The organism is Leptolyngbya sp. GGD (assembly GCF_026735145.1).
In the GTDB taxonomy this organism is placed as follows: Bacteria; Cyanobacteriota; Cyanobacteriia; order Leptolyngbyales; family Leptolyngbyaceae; genus Leptolyngbya; species Leptolyngbya boryana.
Map to the genome: position 1 here is coordinate 831459 of NZ_JAPQKE010000003.1, position 19495 is coordinate 850953.

18 protein-coding genes are annotated in these 19495 nt (G+C 46.9%); 7 read left to right on the forward strand and 11 right to left on the reverse strand.

The genetic code is table 11. The annotated features are described in order from the left end of the window. Positions 1–30: 30 nt before the first annotated feature. From OU814_RS18990 to OU814_RS19030, 9 genes are all read right to left on the reverse strand, one after another. Positions 31–2394: an ABC transporter permease gene (locus OU814_RS18990; RefSeq protein WP_268184715.1), complete on the reverse strand. Its 2364-nt coding sequence runs from the start codon at positions 2392–2394 to the stop codon at positions 31–33. Continuing rightward, positions 2394–3137 (reverse strand): ABC transporter ATP-binding protein, encoded by a 744-nt coding sequence (locus OU814_RS18995; protein WP_190652476.1) that lies wholly within the window; start codon positions 3135–3137, stop codon positions 2394–2396. Before OU814_RS18995 ends, OU814_RS18990 begins: the two co-directional genes overlap by 1 nt. Before the next feature lie 264 nt (positions 3138–3401). Then, positions 3402–4277: a metal ABC transporter permease gene (locus OU814_RS19000; protein WP_017288306.1), complete on the reverse strand. Its 876-nt coding sequence runs from the start codon at positions 4275–4277 to the stop codon at positions 3402–3404. After that, positions 4240–4965: a metal ABC transporter ATP-binding protein gene (locus OU814_RS19005; protein WP_017288307.1), complete on the reverse strand. Its 726-nt coding sequence runs from the start codon at positions 4963–4965 to the stop codon at positions 4240–4242. Before OU814_RS19005 ends, OU814_RS19000 begins: the two co-directional genes overlap by 38 nt. Further along, a complete protein-coding gene (locus tag OU814_RS19010) occupies positions 4962–5930 on the reverse strand; it encodes a metal ABC transporter solute-binding protein, Zn/Mn family (RefSeq protein WP_036045906.1) in 969 nt (322 codons plus the stop codon). The genes OU814_RS19005 and OU814_RS19010 overlap by 4 nt, the downstream gene beginning before the upstream one ends. Before the next feature lie 162 nt (positions 5931–6092). Continuing rightward, positions 6093–6530: a type II toxin-antitoxin system VapC family toxin gene (locus OU814_RS19015; protein ID WP_190649288.1), complete on the reverse strand. Its 438-nt coding sequence runs from the start codon at positions 6528–6530 to the stop codon at positions 6093–6095. After that, on the reverse strand, positions 6523–6741 hold the full coding sequence (locus OU814_RS19020) for a hypothetical protein (RefSeq protein ID WP_017288310.1): 219 nt from the start codon (positions 6739–6741) through the stop codon (positions 6523–6525). The genes OU814_RS19015 and OU814_RS19020 overlap by 8 nt, the downstream gene beginning before the upstream one ends. A 141-nt stretch (positions 6742–6882) precedes the next feature. Next, positions 6883–7425 carry a peroxiredoxin gene (locus OU814_RS19025; RefSeq protein WP_017288311.1) on the reverse strand — a complete coding sequence of 181 codons (543 nt, stop codon included), beginning with the start codon at positions 7423–7425 and terminating at the stop codon, positions 6883–6885. Positions 7426–7455: 30 nt separating this feature from the next. Beyond that, the gene (locus OU814_RS19030) at positions 7456–8850 is read right to left on the reverse strand and encodes a BCD family MFS transporter (protein ID WP_268184716.1); all 1395 of its coding nucleotides are present in this window, start codon (positions 8848–8850) and stop codon (positions 7456–7458) included. 131 nt (positions 8851–8981) lie between these two features. Between OU814_RS19030 and OU814_RS19035 the strand changes: the two genes are divergently transcribed. After that, positions 8982–9935: an aldo/keto reductase gene (locus tag OU814_RS19035; protein ID WP_268184717.1), complete on the forward strand. Its 954-nt coding sequence runs from the start codon at positions 8982–8984 to the stop codon at positions 9933–9935. 80 nt (positions 9936–10015) lie between these two features. On the opposite strand, the gene OU814_RS19040 is transcribed toward OU814_RS19035, so the two are convergent. Both OU814_RS19040 and uvrB read right to left on the reverse strand, forming a co-directional pair. Continuing rightward, the gene (locus OU814_RS19040; protein WP_017288314.1) at positions 10016–10858 is read right to left on the reverse strand and encodes a DUF4351 domain-containing protein; all 843 of its coding nucleotides are present in this window, start codon (positions 10856–10858) and stop codon (positions 10016–10018) included. A gap of 129 nt (positions 10859–10987) precedes the next feature. Then, positions 10988–12991, reverse strand: coding sequence for an excinuclease ABC subunit UvrB (uvrB, locus tag OU814_RS19045; RefSeq protein WP_268184718.1), 2004 nt, complete (start codon positions 12989–12991; stop codon positions 10988–10990). A gap of 200 nt (positions 12992–13191) precedes the next feature. Between uvrB and OU814_RS19050 the strand changes: the two genes are divergently transcribed. From OU814_RS19050 to OU814_RS19075, 6 genes are all read left to right on the forward strand, one after another. Beyond that, positions 13192–13380: a CsbD family protein gene (locus OU814_RS19050; RefSeq protein ID WP_026148649.1), complete on the forward strand. Its 189-nt coding sequence runs from the start codon at positions 13192–13194 to the stop codon at positions 13378–13380. A 248-nt stretch (positions 13381–13628) separates the two neighbouring features. Continuing rightward, the gene (locus OU814_RS19055) at positions 13629–15125 is read left to right on the forward strand and encodes a TM0106 family RecB-like putative nuclease (protein WP_017288317.1); all 1497 of its coding nucleotides are present in this window, start codon (positions 13629–13631) and stop codon (positions 15123–15125) included. A 202-nt stretch (positions 15126–15327) separates the two neighbouring features. Beyond that, positions 15328–16596: an MSMEG_0569 family flavin-dependent oxidoreductase gene (locus tag OU814_RS19060; protein ID WP_268184719.1), complete on the forward strand. Its 1269-nt coding sequence runs from the start codon at positions 15328–15330 to the stop codon at positions 16594–16596. Positions 16597–16769: 173 nt separating this feature from the next. After that, a complete protein-coding gene (locus tag OU814_RS19065) occupies positions 16770–17252 on the forward strand; it encodes an MSMEG_0572/Sll0783 family nitrogen starvation response protein (protein ID WP_017288319.1) in 483 nt (160 codons plus the stop codon). A gap of 52 nt (positions 17253–17304) precedes the next feature. Further along, on the forward strand, positions 17305–18285 hold the full coding sequence (locus OU814_RS19070; RefSeq protein WP_268184720.1) for a Nit6803 family nitrilase: 981 nt from the start codon (positions 17305–17307) through the stop codon (positions 18283–18285). Further along, positions 18278–19354, forward strand: a complete 1077-nt coding sequence (locus OU814_RS19075; RefSeq protein WP_268184721.1) for an MSMEG_0568 family radical SAM protein — start codon at positions 18278–18280, stop codon at positions 19352–19354. Before OU814_RS19070 ends, OU814_RS19075 begins: the two co-directional genes overlap by 8 nt. The last annotated feature ends 141 nt before the right edge of the window (positions 19355–19495 follow it).

Here is a 19495-nt window from a genome sequence, read left to right on the forward strand (position 1 = left end):
TAAAGAAGAAGTTTGAGGAAGTTGTGAGGACTACTCGCGCGTTTTCAGCACTGCAACTAAATCCAGATGATCTAGCTTCCGCCGCACGATTAATCCTGAAATGAATGCCGCGCTGGTCACAACAATCACGGCAAAGGCATAGCTCGCACTCGTTACAATTGGCGGAAGTCGATAAAGTTCGGTGTTGTAGGCGATCGACAGCAGGACAACTAATCCATAGCCAACTAAAAAGCCAACGGGAATTGCTGCGATCGTTAATGCTGCCTGTTCTCCGAGTAGAACGACCGCAATTTGAACGCGTGAAAAGCCAATAATGCGCAGAGTTGCAAGTTCTCGACTGCGTTCGGATAAAGCAATTCGAGCCGCATTGTAAACGACACCAAACGCAATAATACAAGCAAAGACGATTTCAACGGCATTCATGATCTGTCGCGTATCCGCGATCGTTTTCTGAAATCGCTCAATTGTGGTTTTGCGAAGGTTCACTGACGCGATCGCGGGCGTTTGCTTGAGTAATGCGTACAATCGATCCAGTTGAGCCGCATCGACTGCGAGATACGCGCCAGAACTCGTCTCCCCTTCCTGCATCAATCGATTCAATGCCCGTCGTTCCATATAGGCAGATAAGCCGACTAAATCATCAACCAGCCCTGCAACTTTGACATACCGAGTCGGGCGATCGCCTTCTAGCACTTCGACAGTTAGCGTTTCTCCGGTTCGGATATGCAGCTTTTCTCCGAGTTTAGCTGTTAGCAAAATTCCGTCTATCGGTAATGGAATGGGATTGAGTTGTTGATCCACAAGTTGGTGCAATTGCCCGTTTTCGACTAATCCTTGAATACCGAGCTGGTGCGTATATTGCTGATTACGAAATCGAACAGCAACGATGCGAAACGGTTCAGAGTAAAGCACACCTGGTAAATGATCGACTTCATACCGCACGGATGCAGAACGTGGCTCATTGAAAATAATCGTGACATCTTCACGCTGCATTAAGCGGAATTGCACATCGATCAGATAGCTAATCGCATCTTGAGAATAGCGCCCAACAATTAACATGGCGATCGCTAAAGCAATTCCTACGATCGACAACAGTGCTTGAATCGGCTTCCGCTCTAAATTCCGTAGAATAATCCGTCCCACAGGCGAGAGAAAGCTCTGTAATCCCAATCTTTCCATCAATGTTCGCCGGAAATGAGCCGGAGGTTCTGGACGCATAGCTTCGGCTGGCGGCAGCGAAACGGCATGTCGAACTGCAACAAATGCCCCAATGATCGCCGCACTCGCACTAATCGCGATCGCACTTAACACTAATCCTAGACTAATCTGATAGTTCAAATTCGGAAAATGATAGTACTGCGTGTACATTTTCAGCATTCCTGAACCCATCCAGAGTCCAACCCCTGTGCCGATCGCGCCGCCTAAAAACACAATGACTAAGACTAATTTCAGAAAATGCCATCCCACACTCCAATTGCTATACCCAAACGCTTTGAGAATTGCAATTTGATCGCGCTGTGTCCCAATTAACCGAGACAGCAGAATGTGCAGTAAAAAAGCAGCGATCGCCAAGAAAATACTTGGAACAATCATCGCGTGAGATCTGAGTTGAGTGATCTCGTCAGTCACAAACTTAGTTGAGATCTGATCTGCTTGCTCATACGCTCCAAATCCTCCATAAGGCTTGAGCAATTGATCGAGCTGAAAAATCACAGCTTCTGGATTCGTTCGAGGACTCAGAGAGAGGGCTAGATCATTAAATGCGCCATCAAGGTTAAACGCAGTGCCTAAAGCTTTTCTGCCCATCCAAAATACGCCGAACCGTTGATTGTCAGGCAGCACATCCCCTGCTCGAATTTCGTACACATATTCGGGTGAAAGTGCAATTCCGACAATGCTAAGCTGTTGCCATCGACCATTGATAATGGCTCCAACACGATCGCCTATTTTCAGGTGATTTGCGTTAGCAAATGCCTCACTGACTAAGACTTCTTCGGCGCGTCCAGGTTCTAGATACCGTCCTTGACGAATAAATAAATCATTGAGCGTGGGTATCGGTTGCTCTGGTACAGACACGAGTCGCCCAATTGCTGGTTCTTTCTGTCCGGGCACATCCAGCGTGACATCCACTACGACTCTAGATTGAACCTGGGCAACTCCTGGGATTGCTTGAATTTGCTCGATGAGAGGCTCTGGCGCACGTTTGAGTTGAGCAAAAACTTGGGCAAGTCGATACTGCTGATAGTAAGCAGATTGCGATGCAGCGAGCGATTGATAAGCACTAATCATGGCAATAAAAATTGCAATCCCACAGGCGACGACTAATGCGATCGCAATCACCTGCCCGCGCAGTTTCCACAAATCTCGCACCAGTTTGTAATTGAGTGCTTTCATCACCACTCCAATGCCGAGGGGGCTAGCTTGTGTTCGTTGTATTGAATGTTTGTAATTTCGCCGCTGCGCATTGTAATCACTCGATCTGCCATGCCTGCAATTCCAGCATTGTGAGTAATCACAGCCGTAGTTGTACCTAGCTCTTGATTCACTTGTGCTAATGCTTCTAAAACAATCTTGCCAGTTTGAAAATCTAATGCCCCTGTCGGCTCATCGCAGAGTAAAACTTCAGGACGTTTCGCGATCGCTCGTGCAATGGCAACGCGTTGTTGTTCTCCGCCGGATAGCTGAGCCGGGAAATGATCGAGTCGATCGCTGAGTCCGACTAATGCTAATGCCTGTTCCGGCTTCATCGGATGTCGAGCAATCTCAGTCACGAGTGCCACATTTTCGCGTGCAGTCAGACTTGGAATCAGATTGTAAAACTGAAAGATAAACCCGACCGAATTTCGGCGAAATCGAGTTAAAACGGCATCATTCGCATTGGTTAAATCCTGATTGCGAAAGTAGAAATGCCCACTTGAGGGAATATCCAATCCGCCTAAAATATTCAGCAACGTGGATTTACCACTGCCAGAAGGTCCAAGCAGTACCACAAATTCACTTTCGTAGAGATCAAGATTTAGCGATCGTAAAGCATGTACTTCAACTTCTCCCATGCGATACACCTTGCTAATCCCTTCGACATGAAAAATCACAGGAGCAGATTGCCGAGTGGTTGGTTGAGCGAGGGAGATGTTCATAGGAGGTGAGGGGTGAGCGATGCAGAACCGATATTCTTCTTAGTTGTAGGCAAAGAAGTTGAGGAACTTGTGAGGGTTATCTAGACTGCGTTTCTATCCCGCACCGGGTTTTGAATCCGGTGCTAATCGTGCGAACTCCCTGAAGGGACTCCCGAACTCAGCCATTGGCTTGGAAATGCAGTCTCTTCAGAGACTTTGTCCGACGAGCACGGGGCTTCAACCTCGTGCGGCGCGCTCGCGCTCGTGCGGCTCTCTCGTGCAGCTCTAAGCCTTATTGAATTTAGTTCTGCTCCGCCAGAGTTCCAATGATTTCGTAGCGACAAACACTACGATAAATAAGCAAAACTGAACCAGAACAATGCTTGGGCCTGAAGGAAAATTGAAAGCACCTGACACTAGCATTCCGGCAATGCTGCTCAATGCTCCGATCGCAACTGATCCAGCTAAGTAGGGGTTAAATCGATGGCTGATCAATTTCGCAGTCGAAGCTGGAATGACAAGAAACGCATTGACTAGCAAAATCCCGATCGCTTTAATCGCTACTGCTACCGTCAACGACAACAGCACCACAAATAAATAACGATGAAACTGTACCGAAACACCTTGTACCTTAGCAACTGCCTGATTCAACGTTAAAAGAATCTGCTGTTTCAACGTCGCCATCAAGATCGTCACACTCACAATCAGTAGCAATCCTGTCAGTGTGATATCTGCCCAATTGACTGCCAGAATATCTCCGAACAGCACGCCCATCAGATTGCCCCGATAGCCTTGAATAAACGTCGTCAGAATCACCCCGATCGCTAAAGCTCCCGACAGTACAATATTCAGAACACTATCGCTCCAAAGATTGGTTTGATCAATCAAATAAAGCACTGCGACCCCAAACAGTAACGTGAATGGTAACAACGTCCAGTTTGGATCAATTTGCAACAAAACGCCGATCGCGATTCCAACGAGTGCTGCATGACCCACCGCATGAGAAAAGAAAGACAACTGCCGCAACGCCACAAAGCTGCCTAAAAAACCACACAACAATCCCATCAGTACCCCGGCAACGATCGCGCGCTGCATAAAGGGATATTGCACAAGATTGATCAAATTAGTGCTGATGTCGGTAACGGCTAAAGGCAGATCCATAAGTTTGTAGCAAATTATCGCGGGATAGAGCGACCTCTGGCTTGCCTGTGCAAACGAGCGATCGATTCAGACACAGAACATAATCGCAGTGCCGATTCACCATGTCTAGATCATGCGACACTTGCAGCACTGTCCAACGTTCTTCTTGCTGAAGCTCGTGCAGAAATTGATAAAATTCCGCCTCGCCCTGCACATCCACTTCTGCAAAAGCTTCATCCAGAATCAGCAATTTTCGAGGACTGACTAAACAATATGCCAGTAAAACCCGCTTCAATTCGCCGCCGCTCAGCGTTCCGATCGCTTGATGATGTAAATGCAATGCATTCACTCGACGTAATGCAGTTGCTACGGCAGTTCGTTTCTGCCCTTTTCCCGTGTATCCCAATGCGACTAATTCTTCAACAGAAATCGGAAAGCTGCGATCGAAGATGAAATTTTGAGGCATATAGCCAATCTGCGATCGCAAATTTCCCAAGCGTCGAATCGGACGACCGAAAATTTCGACCGTGCCCGTGGATTTGGGAAGTAAGTCCAGAATGGCTTGGACTAACGTACTTTTTCCAGAGCCGTTCGGACCCACGATCGCACTGAGACTGCCCGCCGGAATTTCAAACGAAATATTTTCGATCGCAGTGTATCGTCCCCGTTGTACCGTCAGTCCTTCGACTTTCAAAATAGAATCAATCACTTGAAGGCTTGTGTGAGAGTTTGCAAATTCGATCGCATTGCTGTGAGATAGTACTGAGGGTCAGTTTCTCCCGCTTCTAGAGAATCTAGAGGGCGTAACGTCACTTTGAGATCATTAGAAAGACTATTCAATAATTTGTTATCGACCCCTGGTTCACTGAATAAGGCTTTCGCCTGAAATTGTTTGACTGCATCGACTGTTGCTTGCACATCGGCTGGAGAGAGTTGATCTTCAGGAATTTCAACCACCGCAACTTGTTTGAGGTCATACCGTTTTGCCAAGTAGGGAAAGGCATCGTGAAACGTGATGAAGGTACGGTCTTGAAAGGGTTTTAATGTTTGTTCAAATTCAGTATTGAGTGCTGCTAATTGTTGCAGATAAGCGGCTGCATTGGCTTCGTATTTCGATTTATTTTTAGGATCGGCGGCGATCAGCCCGTCTCGAATCGTGGTGACTTGCTGTTTGGCAAGTACGGGATCGAGCCAGACGTGCGGATTGCCGTCGCTATGGTCGTGATCATGTCCCGCTTCTTGCCCTGTTTTGACGACTTGCGAGGTTTCGCCGATCGGGGTAATCCCTTTGCTGGCATCGATCACTTTGAGTTTAGTGTTTTGTGCGCTTTTGATGGTGTCGTCGAGAAATTCTTCCATGCCTAAGCCGTTTTTGACGACGACATCGGTTTCGCTCAAGGCTTTGACATCAGCCGGAGTAGATTGATATTCATGCACCTCGGTTCCAGGTTTGAGCAGGATATCAACTTGTGCCGCATCGCCTGCAACGGCTTTGGTGAAGAGATAAACCGGGAGAAAAGTGGCGACGACGCGCAATTTCTTCTCAGAATTCGCAGCAGGGGAAGACTGGACATCTCCAGTCGTTTGGGGAGGCGGGGCGGACTGTGTACAACTTGTGAGCAGTCCAAAGATGAGTAGAGAGGTAGCACAAGCGATCGTCGATTTCCTTCTCATGAGAGACACTCCAACCGATGAAAAGACGAATTTCATCATACAGTGAGAATGAGTCTCATTTTAATTGATCTGAATTTCTTAATCGATTTCTCACTCTGGGATAAAACGGTTCTGTCGCCTCGGAGCGATTCTCAGAAACGCTGATAAATGTTCTATCACTACTTATGATTGTGCTGGTAATCGTTGAAATTCCAGCCCGACTTGAATAAAATGTGCATCTTCAGTGAGGACGTGAAGAATGCCAAACTCCTGCATCACTGCCATTGAAGTGAGATCCGTGAAAGAAATCTGTGGTTTATCGAGATACTTCAGGCGTAGGGTTTGGGCTTGGGAAAAGCGCGTTTCATCTATCTGAATCAGTTGAAATTGGTCGGTAGAGAATGCGGCAGAAAGTTGAAGCATTGCTTTCTGTGCTTGATAGGCATTGAGGCGCTTAAAAAATAAGGTAAAGGTTTCGTCTAGGACGAACGTTGTTGTGTAGATCAGTGTTTTTTGTTTAAGTAGAGTGCGATAGAGAGTTGCAACTTGTTGGTGTCGCCGTTCTCCAGCATCGTTTAAGGTTAACCATCCCCAAGTATCGATCAAAATGGAATTAACCATAGAGTGTGTCATCGATCGAGCTTGCAAGATGACCGTGGGTATTTGAGCCGACAAATTCAATTAGAGGGTCAACTGTTGTGGGATCGTTCAGCGGAAGAGGGGGGGTTTTCTGTAGAGTTTCGACCCACTGGAGCAGAAGAATCACTTGACGATCGCTCAGATCAGAAATCGCTTCAATCAGTTGTTGGCGCGGTGTAGTTTGGGAGTTCATTGTATGGAATGAGGTGTAACTCGGCTTCATTTTAGCAAGGATGAGATTGAGTTTTATTTGGGCGATCGCTCAGACAAAATTAGACCTCCAAAGATTTGGAAACCTCGGAGGTCTAAGCTCTATGTGATCGTTTTGAACAAACTACTGAAGCTCTGCCAATGTCGCCAGTACTTCACGACTATGGACGATCGGATTCACCCCTGTAAACGTCGCCCGCAAAATTCCTTCAGGGTCAATAATGAAGGTGTGCCGCGCCGATCGAACTCCGATCCAAGACCCATACGCCTTGCTGATTGTGCCTTTCTCATCTGCCAATAACGGGAATTTCAACCCTTCAGAATCACAAAAGTCACTGTGAGAATTCACATCATCTGCACTAATCCCCAACACTTGCGTATTGCGATCGCGATATTTCGGCAAATCTTCCTGAAATTTTCGCGCCTCTAATGTACAGCCCGGTGTAAAGTCAGCCGGGTAAAAATATGCCACAACCCATTGACCACGGTAGTCTGAGAGCGAAACCATGCCTGCGTCAGAATTGCTCGGCAAGGTAAATTCGGGTGCAGGTTTATTAATCTCAGGGAGCACTCCCCCCATGGCAAACGCTGGAAAAGTGAAGCTCAGGCTGGCAACGATCGCCAGCACACTACTGAAAAATCCAAGGATGAGAGTTCGACGGGTCATAAGCAACAAAACTTAATAAAAACACATCTTCTAATCTAACTCTCCTTGCAGAATTGTCGAGATTGCAGCTTTCGTCTTCAAATGAAACGCTTTCACATCGACACGATTGAGTAAGGTTACGGCGATCAACATGCCGATCGCTTGCAGCCCAAACACAAGCGCATAAGCCAAAGTCAAATTCGGGAAAATGGCTTTTCCTAAATCCAAAGCACCCCCACCCATAACCGTTGCTAACGCTCTCGCCAACGCCTGCGCCAAACCCCAAGCACCAATGAATGTTCCCGCCGTTTCAACTGCTGTGAGATCAAGCATCAAACTCAATGCCCCAGTTGTGGTCACGCCGGAAGCTAGCCCAAATAAGAACAATCCGCTTTGCAAAAGCTTTGGATTTGCCATAAAGCCCGCAAAGATGAGCAACGTCATACAAGCCGCAACGAGCACACAGCCGAGCTTTGCAGTTCTGGTTTTCCCTAACCGTGGCACGATCGCAAAGCCAGCACTACTAATGCCAACCAAGGTTCCCGTACCCCAAAACGCATTTAATCGAGTCGTCTCGGACACCGACATCTTGAACACTTGCCCACCATACGATTCCATCACTGCGTCTTGCATGAATAAGCTAATCGTCATCAAGAGCAAGAAAGAGAAAAATAATCCTGTTTGTGGAGAAGCGGTTAACACGCGGACTGCGCGACCCAATGTAATTTGATCTTCGCGATCGTTGTCTTGCGATCGCGTTGCAAAGTGCGAATACTTTTTCTCAACTCCCAACGTTGCTAAGATACAAAGCCCGCAAACAATGCCTGGAATGATCACAAATAAGCGATCGACGGCTGGACGCAACTGTTCGAGTGGAATACTGCCTTCAGTCGGCAACAATCGAGAACTCAGAATTGCACCCAAGACAATTCCAACCATCAACATTGACCAAACGACCCCGACGAGTCTCGATCGATTGTCTTCCTCGGACACATCGACCAGCAAGGCGGCAAAAGGCGTGGAGCCTGCACTCAAGGTCAATCCATACAGTGCAAACACTAATCCCAACACGACAAGCCACATCTGAGTCGGCGCTGCCCATCCTACAGATTGCAAACTCGCGCCCAATTGCCACATGACTTGAACCGCAAGAAATGCAGCGATCGCAAACAATACCGAAGCAATCCAAACGTAGCCTGTGCGGTGATAGCCTGCGATCGGCTTTGCATCAGACAGTTGCCCAAACCATAATCGCGCCGGAGCCATGAATTGATGAACTGCGATCGCACTGGCGGCGAGGGTTGCTGGAATTGCCAGTTCTTTAATCATGACGCGGTTCAAAACTCCCAACGTCAGCACTGACATCATGCCGAGTCCCATCTGGTACAACCCAAGTTGAAACATCGTAAAAAGCTTGATTTTAGGAGGTGTTCTTACCGCTTCCATAACAATATCTAACGCTGTGAATTGATATTCATTAGCTTACGGCAGTCGATAGGTCGTTCTAAAGGCGAATGTCAGAATTGAAATCAATTATTAAACTTAAAATAACGTTACAAACGCAAAGTGAGATCTGCATGGAAACATTGATGACGCTCGGCAAAACGGATTTGAAGGTTCCATCCCTGTGCATTGGAACTTGGGCGTGGGGCGATTCGTTGTTCTGGAGCTTTGGCAAAGAGTATGGAGAAGCAGATCTAAAACAGGCATTTGATCGTGCGATCGCTGCGGGTGCGACGTTTTTTGATACGGCTGAAATTTACGGATTGGGAAAGTCTGAGCAATTTATCGGTCAGTTTATGCGGCAGAATCCGCAGCCGATTCAAATTGCGACTAAGTATATGCCGCTGCCGTGGCGATTCAATGCGGATGCAGTGCATGATGCGGTAACAGCAAGTTTGCAGCGCTTGGGCGTAGACTCGATCGCGCTGTATCAAGTGCATATGCCGTTTGACTTTTTTATGAGTAAAAAAACGCTGATGGAAGCGTTAGCCGCAGAAGTCGATCGCGGACGGATTCAAGCGATCGGCGTGAGTAATTATTCGGCAGATCAGATGCGAGAGGCACAAGGGTATCTCGCAGCAAAGGGAGTGCCGCTTGCTGTGAATCAAGTCCGATATTCGCTGCTGAATCGCGAGATTGAGGCAAATGGGATTTTTGATACGGCGAAAGAGTTAGGCGTAACAATTTTGGCGTATAGTCCACTCGCTCAAGGGTTACTGACTGGCAAATATAAGCCGGAGAATTCAGATACAGTGACCGGCGCGAGAAAGCTTGATCCAAAATTTAGTCGGCAGGGGTTAGAGAAACTGATGCCTGTGATTGAGCAGTTAACGGAGATTGGGAAAAAGTACGATCGCACTCCGGCTCAGGTGGCGTTGAATTGGTTAATTGCTCAGGGCAATGTGATTCCGATTCCGGGAGCAAAAACGGCAAGTCAGGCAGAACAAAATGCAGGAGCAATGGGCTGGACGATGGAACCGGAAGAGTTAACGAAATTGGATGCGCTAACGAGAAGCTATCGTAAGTAAGAGCAATCCGGAGATGGCTAGAAATTATGAGAATTCTAGCCATCTCTAAAAGGATCTTTTTATACCTTCAAAATATCCTCTTAGGCGTTATGGTCTAACCAAGCTGTCAAATCCTCGCTCTGGGTGAAGTCTAACAAGGCTTCGCCTAACGCTTCCAATTGCTCGATCGACAATGCTTCAACTTGAGCAGTGAGTTCTGGTGAAGGAGCACCAACTCGACGAGTGAGTTGTTTTAAGATCAGCGATCGCTCCCGCTGTTCTCCTTCTCGTAAAATCTCCTGATACCAGGGTGACTCTCGCAGTACTGCCATATCCCACCTCATGATTTGCCGCACAACTTCACTACTCATCACAAAACTAGCAAAAAATGCCAGCAGTGATTCCAATTCTACTAATTGCTCGTCCCTGCGCAATTGATTTAAGGCACGTTGTACCACAGTCGTCTCTCCACCATTCTTCAGCACGGGGACAAACGGCAAAAGTGCGTTCAACGATTGCTCAAATACGATCGTCGCTTCGACTTCCCATAGGTTAATCACGTGGTAATCTTGCCGCACCGCTAGCCCCATGAAATTTGATTCGTAGCGATTGAGAATCGTGACTGTAGATGCGGGGGGCAAGATGTTGATTAAGACTGGATAGGTCGGGAGGCTGTACTTCTCTTCAGCTAGAGCTGCATAGGCTCGCATTCGCACGGGCAACTTGTCGTTGTAGCGCAACTGCAACTCATTGAGAATTAGAAACTCTCCCTGCGTGGGACTGTAAGCTTTTACCAAAACATCGTTTTCTCGACTGACCCACTGAAAGTCAGATCCGAGGATTCCTTGAGCAATCACATCGGGTTGCTGAGTTACCCATTGCACCCAGGCAGTCGGTGCCAGACTAATGAGACGTTTACTACCAATATCAGCTTTTTTGACCACAGACTATCGTTGAGAAGTAGTTCAAATAGCCTACCATCTTTTGATTGAAGTCGTAGATTTTGCCGAATGAGTGGGTGAATTCAATCTCAAAAAGTCGGATTCTTTGAGAAAAATCCGACTTCTACTCGATTACGCTCGATTGCCCAACAGCTTGTCTCGCAAGTGTTTGATCTTGTCGCGATATTTTGCTGCTTCCTCAAACTCCATCTTTTTCGCTGCTTCCTTCATCTGCACCTCAAGCTGAGTAATCAGCGTCGGAATATCTTCTAAAGGAATCTCATCTGCTTGCTCGTAAACTTGATCCAACTCTTGAGCATTCAAACGGCGAGACACTTCCAGGAATGCCAAAATCGCATTGTTCGATTTCTTGATAATCGGCTTCGGAACAATGCCATGTTTTTCGTTGTATTCCATCTGGATAGCTCGTCGTCGCTCCGTTTCGCTAATCGCACCTGCCATGCTATCGGTTAAATTATCCGCATACAGAATGGCTTTTCCTTCTACATGTCGAGCAGCACGTCCCATCGTTTGAATCAGCGATCGCTTCGCCCGCAAGAATCCTTCCTTATCTGCATCTAGAATCGCAACCAGCGAAACTTCTGGTAAATCCAATCCTTCCCGCAGTAAGTTCACCCCGATCAGCACATCGAATGTGCCTTCTCGCAGGTCTTGCAGAATTTCGATGCGCTCGATCGACGTAATCTCCGAATGCAAATATCTGACTCGAATGCCGCGCTCTTGAAAATACTCGGTCAAATCTTCTGCCATTCGCTTCGTCAGCGTCGTGATGAGCGTGCGTTCTCGTTTTTCAACTCGGATTTTGATCTCATGTAGCAGATCATCGACCTGCCCTTGAGTCGGGCGAACAAAGACTTCAGGATCAAGCACACCCGTTGGTCGAATCACTTGTTCAACCACGTGATCTTCTGAAACTTCTAATTCCCAATCGCCCGGAGTGGCAGAAATGAACACACACTGATTCACCTTTGCCCAAAATTCCTCTGCTTTCAGTGGGCGATTATCTGCCGCGCTTGGTAACCGGAAACCGTGATCGATTAGCACTTTCTTCCGCGCTTGGTCGCCGTTGTACATACCTCGGATTTGCGGAATCGTTACGTGAGATTCATCGATCGCAAGTAACCAATCATCCGGGAAGTAGTTCAGCAAACATTCTGGTGGATCGCCGGGATTGCGTCCGGCTAAATGTCGCGAATAGTTTTCAACGCCATTGCAAAATCCCACCTCTCGCAAAACTTCCAAATCGTAGCGCGTGCGTTGTTCTAGGCGTTGAGCTTCTAGTAATTTTCCTTCAGTCTCAAGCTCGACTAAACGCTGTCTTAGCTCTAGTTCAATATCATCGCAAGCTTGCTGTAATCGATCTTCGGGTGTGACAAAGTGACGAGCCGGATAAATACTCACTGCGTCCATACTTTGCAAAGTCGCACCTGTTACCGGATCGATATAGCGAATCGCATCGATTTCATCGCCGAAAAATTCGACTCGAATAATGCGATCTTCGTAAGCTGGTCCAATTTCTAGAACATCCCCTTTGACTCGGAATTTGCCCCGACCCAGATCGAGATCATTGCGAGAATATTGCACAGACGCGAGATCTCGTAAAACTTGCCGTTGATTGATCTCTTCTCCGACTCGCAATGGAATCGACGCATTCAAATATTCTGAAGCAATCCCTAACCCGTAAATACAGCTAATTGAAGCTACTACAATCACATCGCGACGTTCAAACAGCGATCGCGTTGCCGAGTGCCGCAACATATCAATTTCTTCGTTAATCGAAGCAGTTTTCTCAATGTAAGTATCGCTGACCGGAATATAAGCTTCAGGCTGATAGTAATCGTAATAGCTGATGAAATACTCAACTGCATTATTCGGAAAGAATTCGCGCAATTCATTACACAGTTGGGCTGCCAGCGTTTTGTTGTGAGCTAGGAGTAAGGTCGGTTTGCCAATTTTCTCGATCGTTCTCGCAATCGTGTGCGTTTTTCCGGTTCCAGTCGCGCCGAGCAGAGTTTGATAACGATTGCCTGCCTGAATACTTTTGACCAGTTGTGCGATCGCTTTGGGCTGGTCGCCAGTCGGCTCAAAGGGAGTGTGAATGTTAAATTCTGGCATTGTGAATTCACTGGGGTTCTATTCAATTTTAGCGGTTTCTTTTCCGGCAGTGGCGGCACTTCTCTATCGATCGAGGGAGAAATTGATCACGCAACAATCCAACTCTAGCCAGACTCAAAAATTAAGAAAAATCGTTAAATTCGATACATATCGATAGCGCTATCGACTGATTTATCAACAAATTTCTAAGGAGAATGATCATGAGTTTAGAAGAAAGAGCGAAGGCAGCTGCGAAGAACGTTGAAGGTAAAGTTCAAGAAGCTGTAGGCAACATCACCAACGACCCAGCCGACAAGATGGAAGGCAAAGCGAAACAAGCCGAAGCTGGCGCGCGCAACGCTAAAGAAGATGTGAAAGACGCAGCGAAAGATGTTGTTGACCGTGCATAGTCGCTCTTAATTTTCACTTCAACTTGATCAAGAGATGCCTGAGCTGGGCATCTCTTTTTTACGAAAAACCGACATTTTGAAAAAACGTAGCTTAATTTACATTTAGTTTCCGCTTAAAGTCAGATTGTTAGAATAAGTTAGATCTATGTCTAATTGTTAAGAAATTGTGATTGAGAAAGACGATCGAGCGTAATCTGACGATGAAGACACGATCCCGCAGACCGCCTAATTTTTGTTAATTTATAGGCATGTTTATTACTGCTGATCTCCTGCTCAATTATCAACGCTGTAGTCGTCGAGCATTCCTCGATCGATATGGAGATGCTGAGCAAAAAGATCCGCCCAATGATTATCTGCTGAAACTGATTCAAGACAGTGCAGAAAATCGCCGACAAGTCCTCGCAACCGAAGATCAAGAACATCGCCAACCGACTTATAAAAGTGGAGATTGGCAAAAAGGTGCGGAAGAAACCTTGAAGTTGATGCGGGCGGGTGTAGAAAGAATTTATCAGCCGATTCTGTTAGCAGAAGAAGGAAATGTAACGCTCGTTGCCAATCCAGATTTATTAGTCAAACGACCGGGACAATCCATTTTTGGCGATTGGATTTATGTTCCGACTGAGATCAAACTCAGCAAGCGTCCGAAGCAGGAATATCAAATTATCGTGGCGTACTTTGTGAAGGTGCTGGCTGCGGTGCAAGGAGCTTGGGTCGAGGAAGCTTGGTTGATTTTGAAAGAACGGGGCGCGTTTGCGGTGGATTTGTGGGAAATCATTCCGCGAATGGAAACGATTCTGACCAGTTGTATTGAAGCGGTGACAGGCGAAGAAGAACCGGAAGTGTTTATTTCTCGCAGTCGATGTAGTTTATGCCATTGGTTCAGTCATTGTTATGCGATCGCCAAATCCGACAATCATTTATCGCTGCTTCCCGGTGTGACTCAATCGCGTTATGCCCAATTACAAGCGTTAAATATTACGACCTTAGAAGCCCTAGCTGAAATTCCTGCAAATCAGTTAGAACCGTTACCTGGATTTGGCAGCGAGACGGCGCGCAAGTTGGTCAGACAAGCGCGAGCAACTTTGCAGAATGTGGCGCTCTTAGGTGAAAGTTTAGCCGCGCATACGGTAGGAAAACGACCGTTTGTGATGCCAACGATTCCTACGGCTGCGATCGAACTTTATTTTGATATCGAAGCTGAGCCGAGTTTGAATCTGGTGTACTTGCATGGCGTGTTGGTCGTCGATCGTCTCCAGCAGACGGAAACGTTCCATCCCCTGCTTGCAGAGAAACCAGAAGAAGAAGCGATAGTGTGGCAAAAATTGTTGGATTTAATGTGGGCGTATCCGAATGCGCCCATTTTTCATTTTTGCCCCTATGAAGTACAGACGATGGAGCGATTGGGTAAAGTCTTTGAGACTCCTGATGAGTTGGTTAAACCGCTGCTGACGCGATTCATCGATTTGCATGACTACGTCACACAGACCGTGACGCTTCCGGTTGAGAGCTATGCGCTGAAACATATTGCGCGATGGGTTGGGTTTGATTGGCGTGATTCGACGGCAAATGGGGCACAGTCGATCTATTGGTATGCTCAATGGTTAGCAACGAGCGATCGCAGTTATTTAGACTCGATCGTGATGTACAACGAAGATGACTGTCGAGCGACCTATCAGGTGAAAGAGTGGCTAGTTGAATTTTTAGAAGCGGCGACTTTAGCCGATGATTTTGGCTACGCGGTTTAGCGGTGAATCGAGAATCGTTGATGCTCAAGTTCATGAATCCGATGCGTAAAATCTGATGAGCTATCGATAATGAGAGGGAGACGTGATGTGCGATCGCGCTGACTCTCTTTACAGCTAGACTCATCCTTCCGGTAGTGAAAACTACAACGCTCCTCTACGATCGCGCTTTACGCTGCCTAAAAATGCGATCGTGGAGTTTTCAATGCAAAGCCATTATCCAGTCATTATTGTTGGCGGAGGGCAATCAGGCTTATCGATGAGCTATTGCCTGAAGCAGAAGAATATTGAGCATCTGATTTTCGAGAAACATAAGATCGCTCATGCGTGGCAAGCCAAACGCTGGGATACTTTCTGCTTAGTGACTCCAAACTGGCAATGTCAGCTCCCAGGCTTTCCCTACTCAGGCGACGATCCGCGCGGATTTATGCAAAAAGATGCGATCGTGGATTACATCAAGAGCTATGCTGCTTCGTTCGATCCACCGATTCGAGAAGGTGTTGAAGTCTTGAAGATTATCAAAAATGACGATCGATTTGAGCTAACCACTTCGGCTAGCAATTACACAGCTGATCAAGTTGTCATCGCCGCAGGAAGCTACCATCAACCGAAAATTCCACGTCTTTCTGAACGATTTCCGTCAGCGATCGTCCAACTCCATGCGTCTGAATACAAAAGTCCAGACTTCCTACCCGATCAAATTCTGGTCGTAGGAACTGGACAATCCGGCTGTCAAATTGCTGAAGATTTGCATCTTGCAGGTAAAAAAGTTCATCTTGCTGTCGGAAGTGCTCCGCGATCGCCTCGGCTGTATCGCGGTAAAGATATCGTGGATTGGTTAGATCAGATGGGGTACTACGATCTCTCGATCGACGATCATCCTCAAAAAGAATCGGTCAGAAGTAAAGCAAATCACTATGTCACAGGTCGCGATGGCGGACGAGAAATTGACTTGCGGCACTTTGCCCGAGAAGGAATGAAGCTCTATGGCAGATTGAAAGATGTCAATGGCAGCACGATCGAGTTTGAGAACAATCTCAAACAGAACCTAGATCATGCCGATGCAGTTGCCGAAAGTATTAAGCGAACCGTCGATCAATTCATTGAAAAAAACCAGATTGATGCTCCAATCGAGCCACCTTACCAACCTGTATGGGAGCCAGACTCAGAAGAGTTAACGCTGAATGCTGCTGACATTGAAGCGATCGTGTGGTGTACCGGATATCAATCTGATTTTCGCTGGGTGGAAGTTCCAGTGTTTGATGGCAAAGGCTATCCTGGGCACGAGCGCGGCGTAACGCAGATTTGGGGCTTGTACTTCCTCGGCTTACCTTGGCTCTATACCTGGGGTTCTGGACGATTTTCAGGCATTGCAAGAGATGCTCAGTATCTTGCAGATTATATTGCTGCAAGAAAGAAAGTCTCACAAGATAGTGCTTGGAGTGTTGTGAATGAGTTTTTACTCGGATCATGACCTGTTGATTTAGATAGGTCAGTTTTTGGGTTTTGCTAGCTGTGTAACCCTTCGATCAAGCTCCCTAGTTTTATGATCAGTGTTCTAGTTCTAGTAGCCAGCACTACAAAAGTTAGTAACCAATCCCCACTAATCTTGCAGCAAGCTCATCTATCAAATTTAAGGAGATCGCTATGCCAGAGGTTACAGCTCCCGCACATCAAACTGGCGATTTCTTTGTAGACTACGAAGAAAAAGTTTTTCCAGATGTCAAAGCGGAACCTGGCGAGAAAGCTTTAGTCACGTTTCACACCGTTGCTTTTGAAGGCTCGATCGGATTTGTGAACTTGCTTCAAGCTACCCGATTACTCAGAAAAGGCTTTGAAACTTCGATTTTGCTCTATGGACCTGGTGTAACTTTGGGGGTACAACGCGGCTTCCCGAAACTCGGAGATTCTGCTTTTCCAGGACACCAGAACTTCAATGATCAACTGAGCAAATTCATGGCAGAAGGCGGCAAAGTTTATGCCTGTCGCTTTGCATTGCAAGCGCTCTATGGTCATGGTGAACCTTCTTTAATTCCTGGAATTCGACCGATCAATCCATTAGATGTCTTGGATCTCGTTCTGATGCATCGCAAAGATGGTGCATTTATCCTCGATACCTGGACACTTTAAAAGCTCCGAAAATCTCCGATTGCAAGTCTAATTTTCACTTACCTCTCCCACAATGACAGATGCTCACATTGTTCGAGCGGCAGCCGTACAAATTAGTCCAGTCCTGTTTAGCCGTGATGGGACAACCGAGAAGGTTTTAGACGCGATCGCGTCCGCTGCCAAATCAGGCGCGCAGCTCGTTGTCTTTCCAGAAACCTTTATTCCGTACTATCCTTACTTCTCGTTCATTCAGCCTCCAGTGCTAATGGGCAAAGAACACATGCGGCTGTACGAAGAAGCTGTGATTGTTCCTAGTCCAGTCACAGATGCGATCGCTCGTGCTGCTCGATCGTATGGTGTCGTTGTCGTTGTGGGAGTGAACGAGCGAGACAACGGATCGCTCTATAACACTCAGCTTGTTTTTGATGCGAATGGAACCTTGGTTTTGAAGCGCCGCAAAATTACGCCAACTTACCATGAGCGCATGGTTTGGGGACAGGGAGACGGTGCGGGACTAAAAGCGATCGACACTGCGATCGGGAAGCTTGGAGTGCTTGCCTGTTGGGAGCATTACAATCCACTCGCGCGCTATGCTTTGATGGCACAGCATGAGCAAATTCACTGTTCACAGTTTCCAGGCTCAATGGTTGGGCAAATTTTTACGGATCAAATCGAAGTTACCATTCGCCATCATGCTTTAGAAGCAGGCTGCTTTGTTGTGAATGCGACAGGTTGGCTCTCGCCTGAGCAAGTTGCACAAATTACGAGCGATGAGAAGCTTCAGAAGGTTCTAACAGGTGGTTGTAATACCGCAATTATTAGTCCCGAAGGTAATCATCTTTGTCCACCGATTTTAGAAGGAGAAGGAATTGCGATCGCGGATCTCGATTTCTCGCTGATTACGAAGCGCAAGCGTATGATGGATTCTGTGGGGCATTATGCTCGTCCTGATCTCCTTCAGTTGCAGGCAAATTTTGATACTCAAACGGTGCTAAAGGAGTCGCTCGAAGTGCAGCCAGCAGAACAGTTTTTAATCCCTAACCTCAATGAATAAGCAACAACTCATTACGGACTTACAATCACATGGATTGAAGCTGATTGACTCTCAAATCGGTGCATCAGGGCGACAAGGTGGAGCAGGACCTTCAGATCACAAAGCAGTGACGATCGAAGGAACAACCATTATGGTTCCGATTTACAATACACCTGCTGCAAGTTCTCCCTATAGCACTAATCAAACGGCTCAAGTTTTAGAACTAAATGGAGAAGCGATCGCCCCGATTAGTTTTCCTAAGCAACCCAAGTTCTACAACTTCACCACAGAAGACGGGATTCCTTACTGGAAGATTGCGTTACTTCATAGTCATGATGTCCTTGCAACCACAGTTTTGCAGACCTGTATGCGATACAGCGATGCGGCTACAGCTTGTCAGTTTTGCGCGATCGGGCAATCTTTAGCGACAGGGAAAACTATTGCTCGTAAAACGCCAGCGCAACTTGCAGAAGTTGCAGAAGCGGCAGTTCGGCTCGATCACGTGAAACACATGGTGATGACGACCGGAACACCAAATACGAGCGATCGCGGTTCAGCTTACCTGACAGAATGTGCAGCCGCTATCAAAGCAAAAGTAAATCTTCCCATTCAAGCTCAATGTGAGCCACCGGATGATTTTGCTTGGTTCGATCGGATGAAAACGGCTGGAGTGGATAGCTTAGGAATGCACTTAGAAGCGGCTGATCCAGAAGTGCGAGCAAAAATCATGCCGGGCAAAGCTTCTGTGCCACTAGATTACTATTACAAAGCTTTTGAGGCATCTGTTAAAGTGTTTGGTCGGGGTCAAGTTAGCACTTACTTGCTTGCAGGACTCGGTGATAGCTTAGAGACTTTGATTGAAATGTGCGATCGCTTAATTCGTCTCGGTGTTTATCCTTTTGTTGTGCCGTTTGTTCCGATTACAGGCACGCCTTTAGAAGGACATGCTGCTCCAGATCGTGACTTTATGCTGGCTTTGTATCAGCAAGTTGGAGCAATGATCCAGCAATCAGACTTCTCTGCAACTGAGATGAAAGCAGGCTGTGCAAAATGTGGAGCTTGCTCTGCTTTATCCAATTTTGAGTCTTAGGGGAATAGTTTGTTAATCGTGTACCAGAAAACATTTTTTCGCTGCGTTGCGATTCCGCCCTCGATTAAAATCGGGGTTAACAAAACGAAGTCCACTAAAGGGACTAAAACAGCCAGCCTGAGAGTGTTCCAGTCCCTTCAG

Excerpts from the sequence above, each read along its gene's own strand:
- OU814_RS18995 (WP_190652476.1), bottom strand. The coding sequence starts at position 3,137 with ATGAACATCTCCCTCGCTCAACCAACCACTCGGCAATCTGCTCCTGTG.
- uvrB (WP_268184718.1), bottom strand. The coding sequence starts at position 12,991 with ATGCCAGAATTTAACATTCACACTCCCTTTGAGCCGACTGGCGACCAG.
- OU814_RS19060 (WP_268184719.1), top strand. The coding sequence starts at position 15,328 with ATGCAAAGCCATTATCCAGTCATTATTGTTGGCGGAGGGCAATCAGGC.
- OU814_RS19050 (WP_026148649.1), top strand. The coding sequence starts at position 13,192 with ATGAGTTTAGAAGAAAGAGCGAAGGCAGCTGCGAAGAACGTTGAAGGT.
- OU814_RS18990 (WP_268184715.1), bottom strand. The coding sequence starts at position 2,394 with ATGAAAGCACTCAATTACAAACTGGTGCGAGATTTGTGGAAACTGCGC.
- OU814_RS19070 (WP_268184720.1), top strand. The coding sequence starts at position 17,305 with ATGACAGATGCTCACATTGTTCGAGCGGCAGCCGTACAAATTAGTCCA.
- OU814_RS19030 (WP_268184716.1), bottom strand. The coding sequence starts at position 8,850 with ATGGAAGCGGTAAGAACACCTCCTAAAATCAAGCTTTTTACGATGTTT.
- OU814_RS19025 (WP_017288311.1), bottom strand. The coding sequence starts at position 7,425 with ATGACCCGTCGAACTCTCATCCTTGGATTTTTCAGTAGTGTGCTGGCG.
- OU814_RS19020 (WP_017288310.1), bottom strand. The coding sequence starts at position 6,741 with ATGAACTCCCAAACTACACCGCGCCAACAACTGATTGAAGCGATTTCT.
- OU814_RS19015 (WP_190649288.1), bottom strand. The coding sequence starts at position 6,530 with ATGGTTAATTCCATTTTGATCGATACTTGGGGATGGTTAACCTTAAAC.
- OU814_RS19000 (WP_017288306.1), bottom strand. The coding sequence starts at position 4,277 with ATGGATCTGCCTTTAGCCGTTACCGACATCAGCACTAATTTGATCAAT.
- OU814_RS19035 (WP_268184717.1), top strand. The coding sequence starts at position 8,982 with ATGGAAACATTGATGACGCTCGGCAAAACGGATTTGAAGGTTCCATCC.
- OU814_RS19055 (WP_017288317.1), top strand. The coding sequence starts at position 13,629 with ATGTTTATTACTGCTGATCTCCTGCTCAATTATCAACGCTGTAGTCGT.
- OU814_RS19010 (WP_036045906.1), bottom strand. The coding sequence starts at position 5,930 with ATGAGAAGGAAATCGACGATCGCTTGTGCTACCTCTCTACTCATCTTT.
- OU814_RS19065 (WP_017288319.1), top strand. The coding sequence starts at position 16,770 with ATGCCAGAGGTTACAGCTCCCGCACATCAAACTGGCGATTTCTTTGTA.
- OU814_RS19075 (WP_268184721.1), top strand. The coding sequence starts at position 18,278 with ATGAATAAGCAACAACTCATTACGGACTTACAATCACATGGATTGAAG.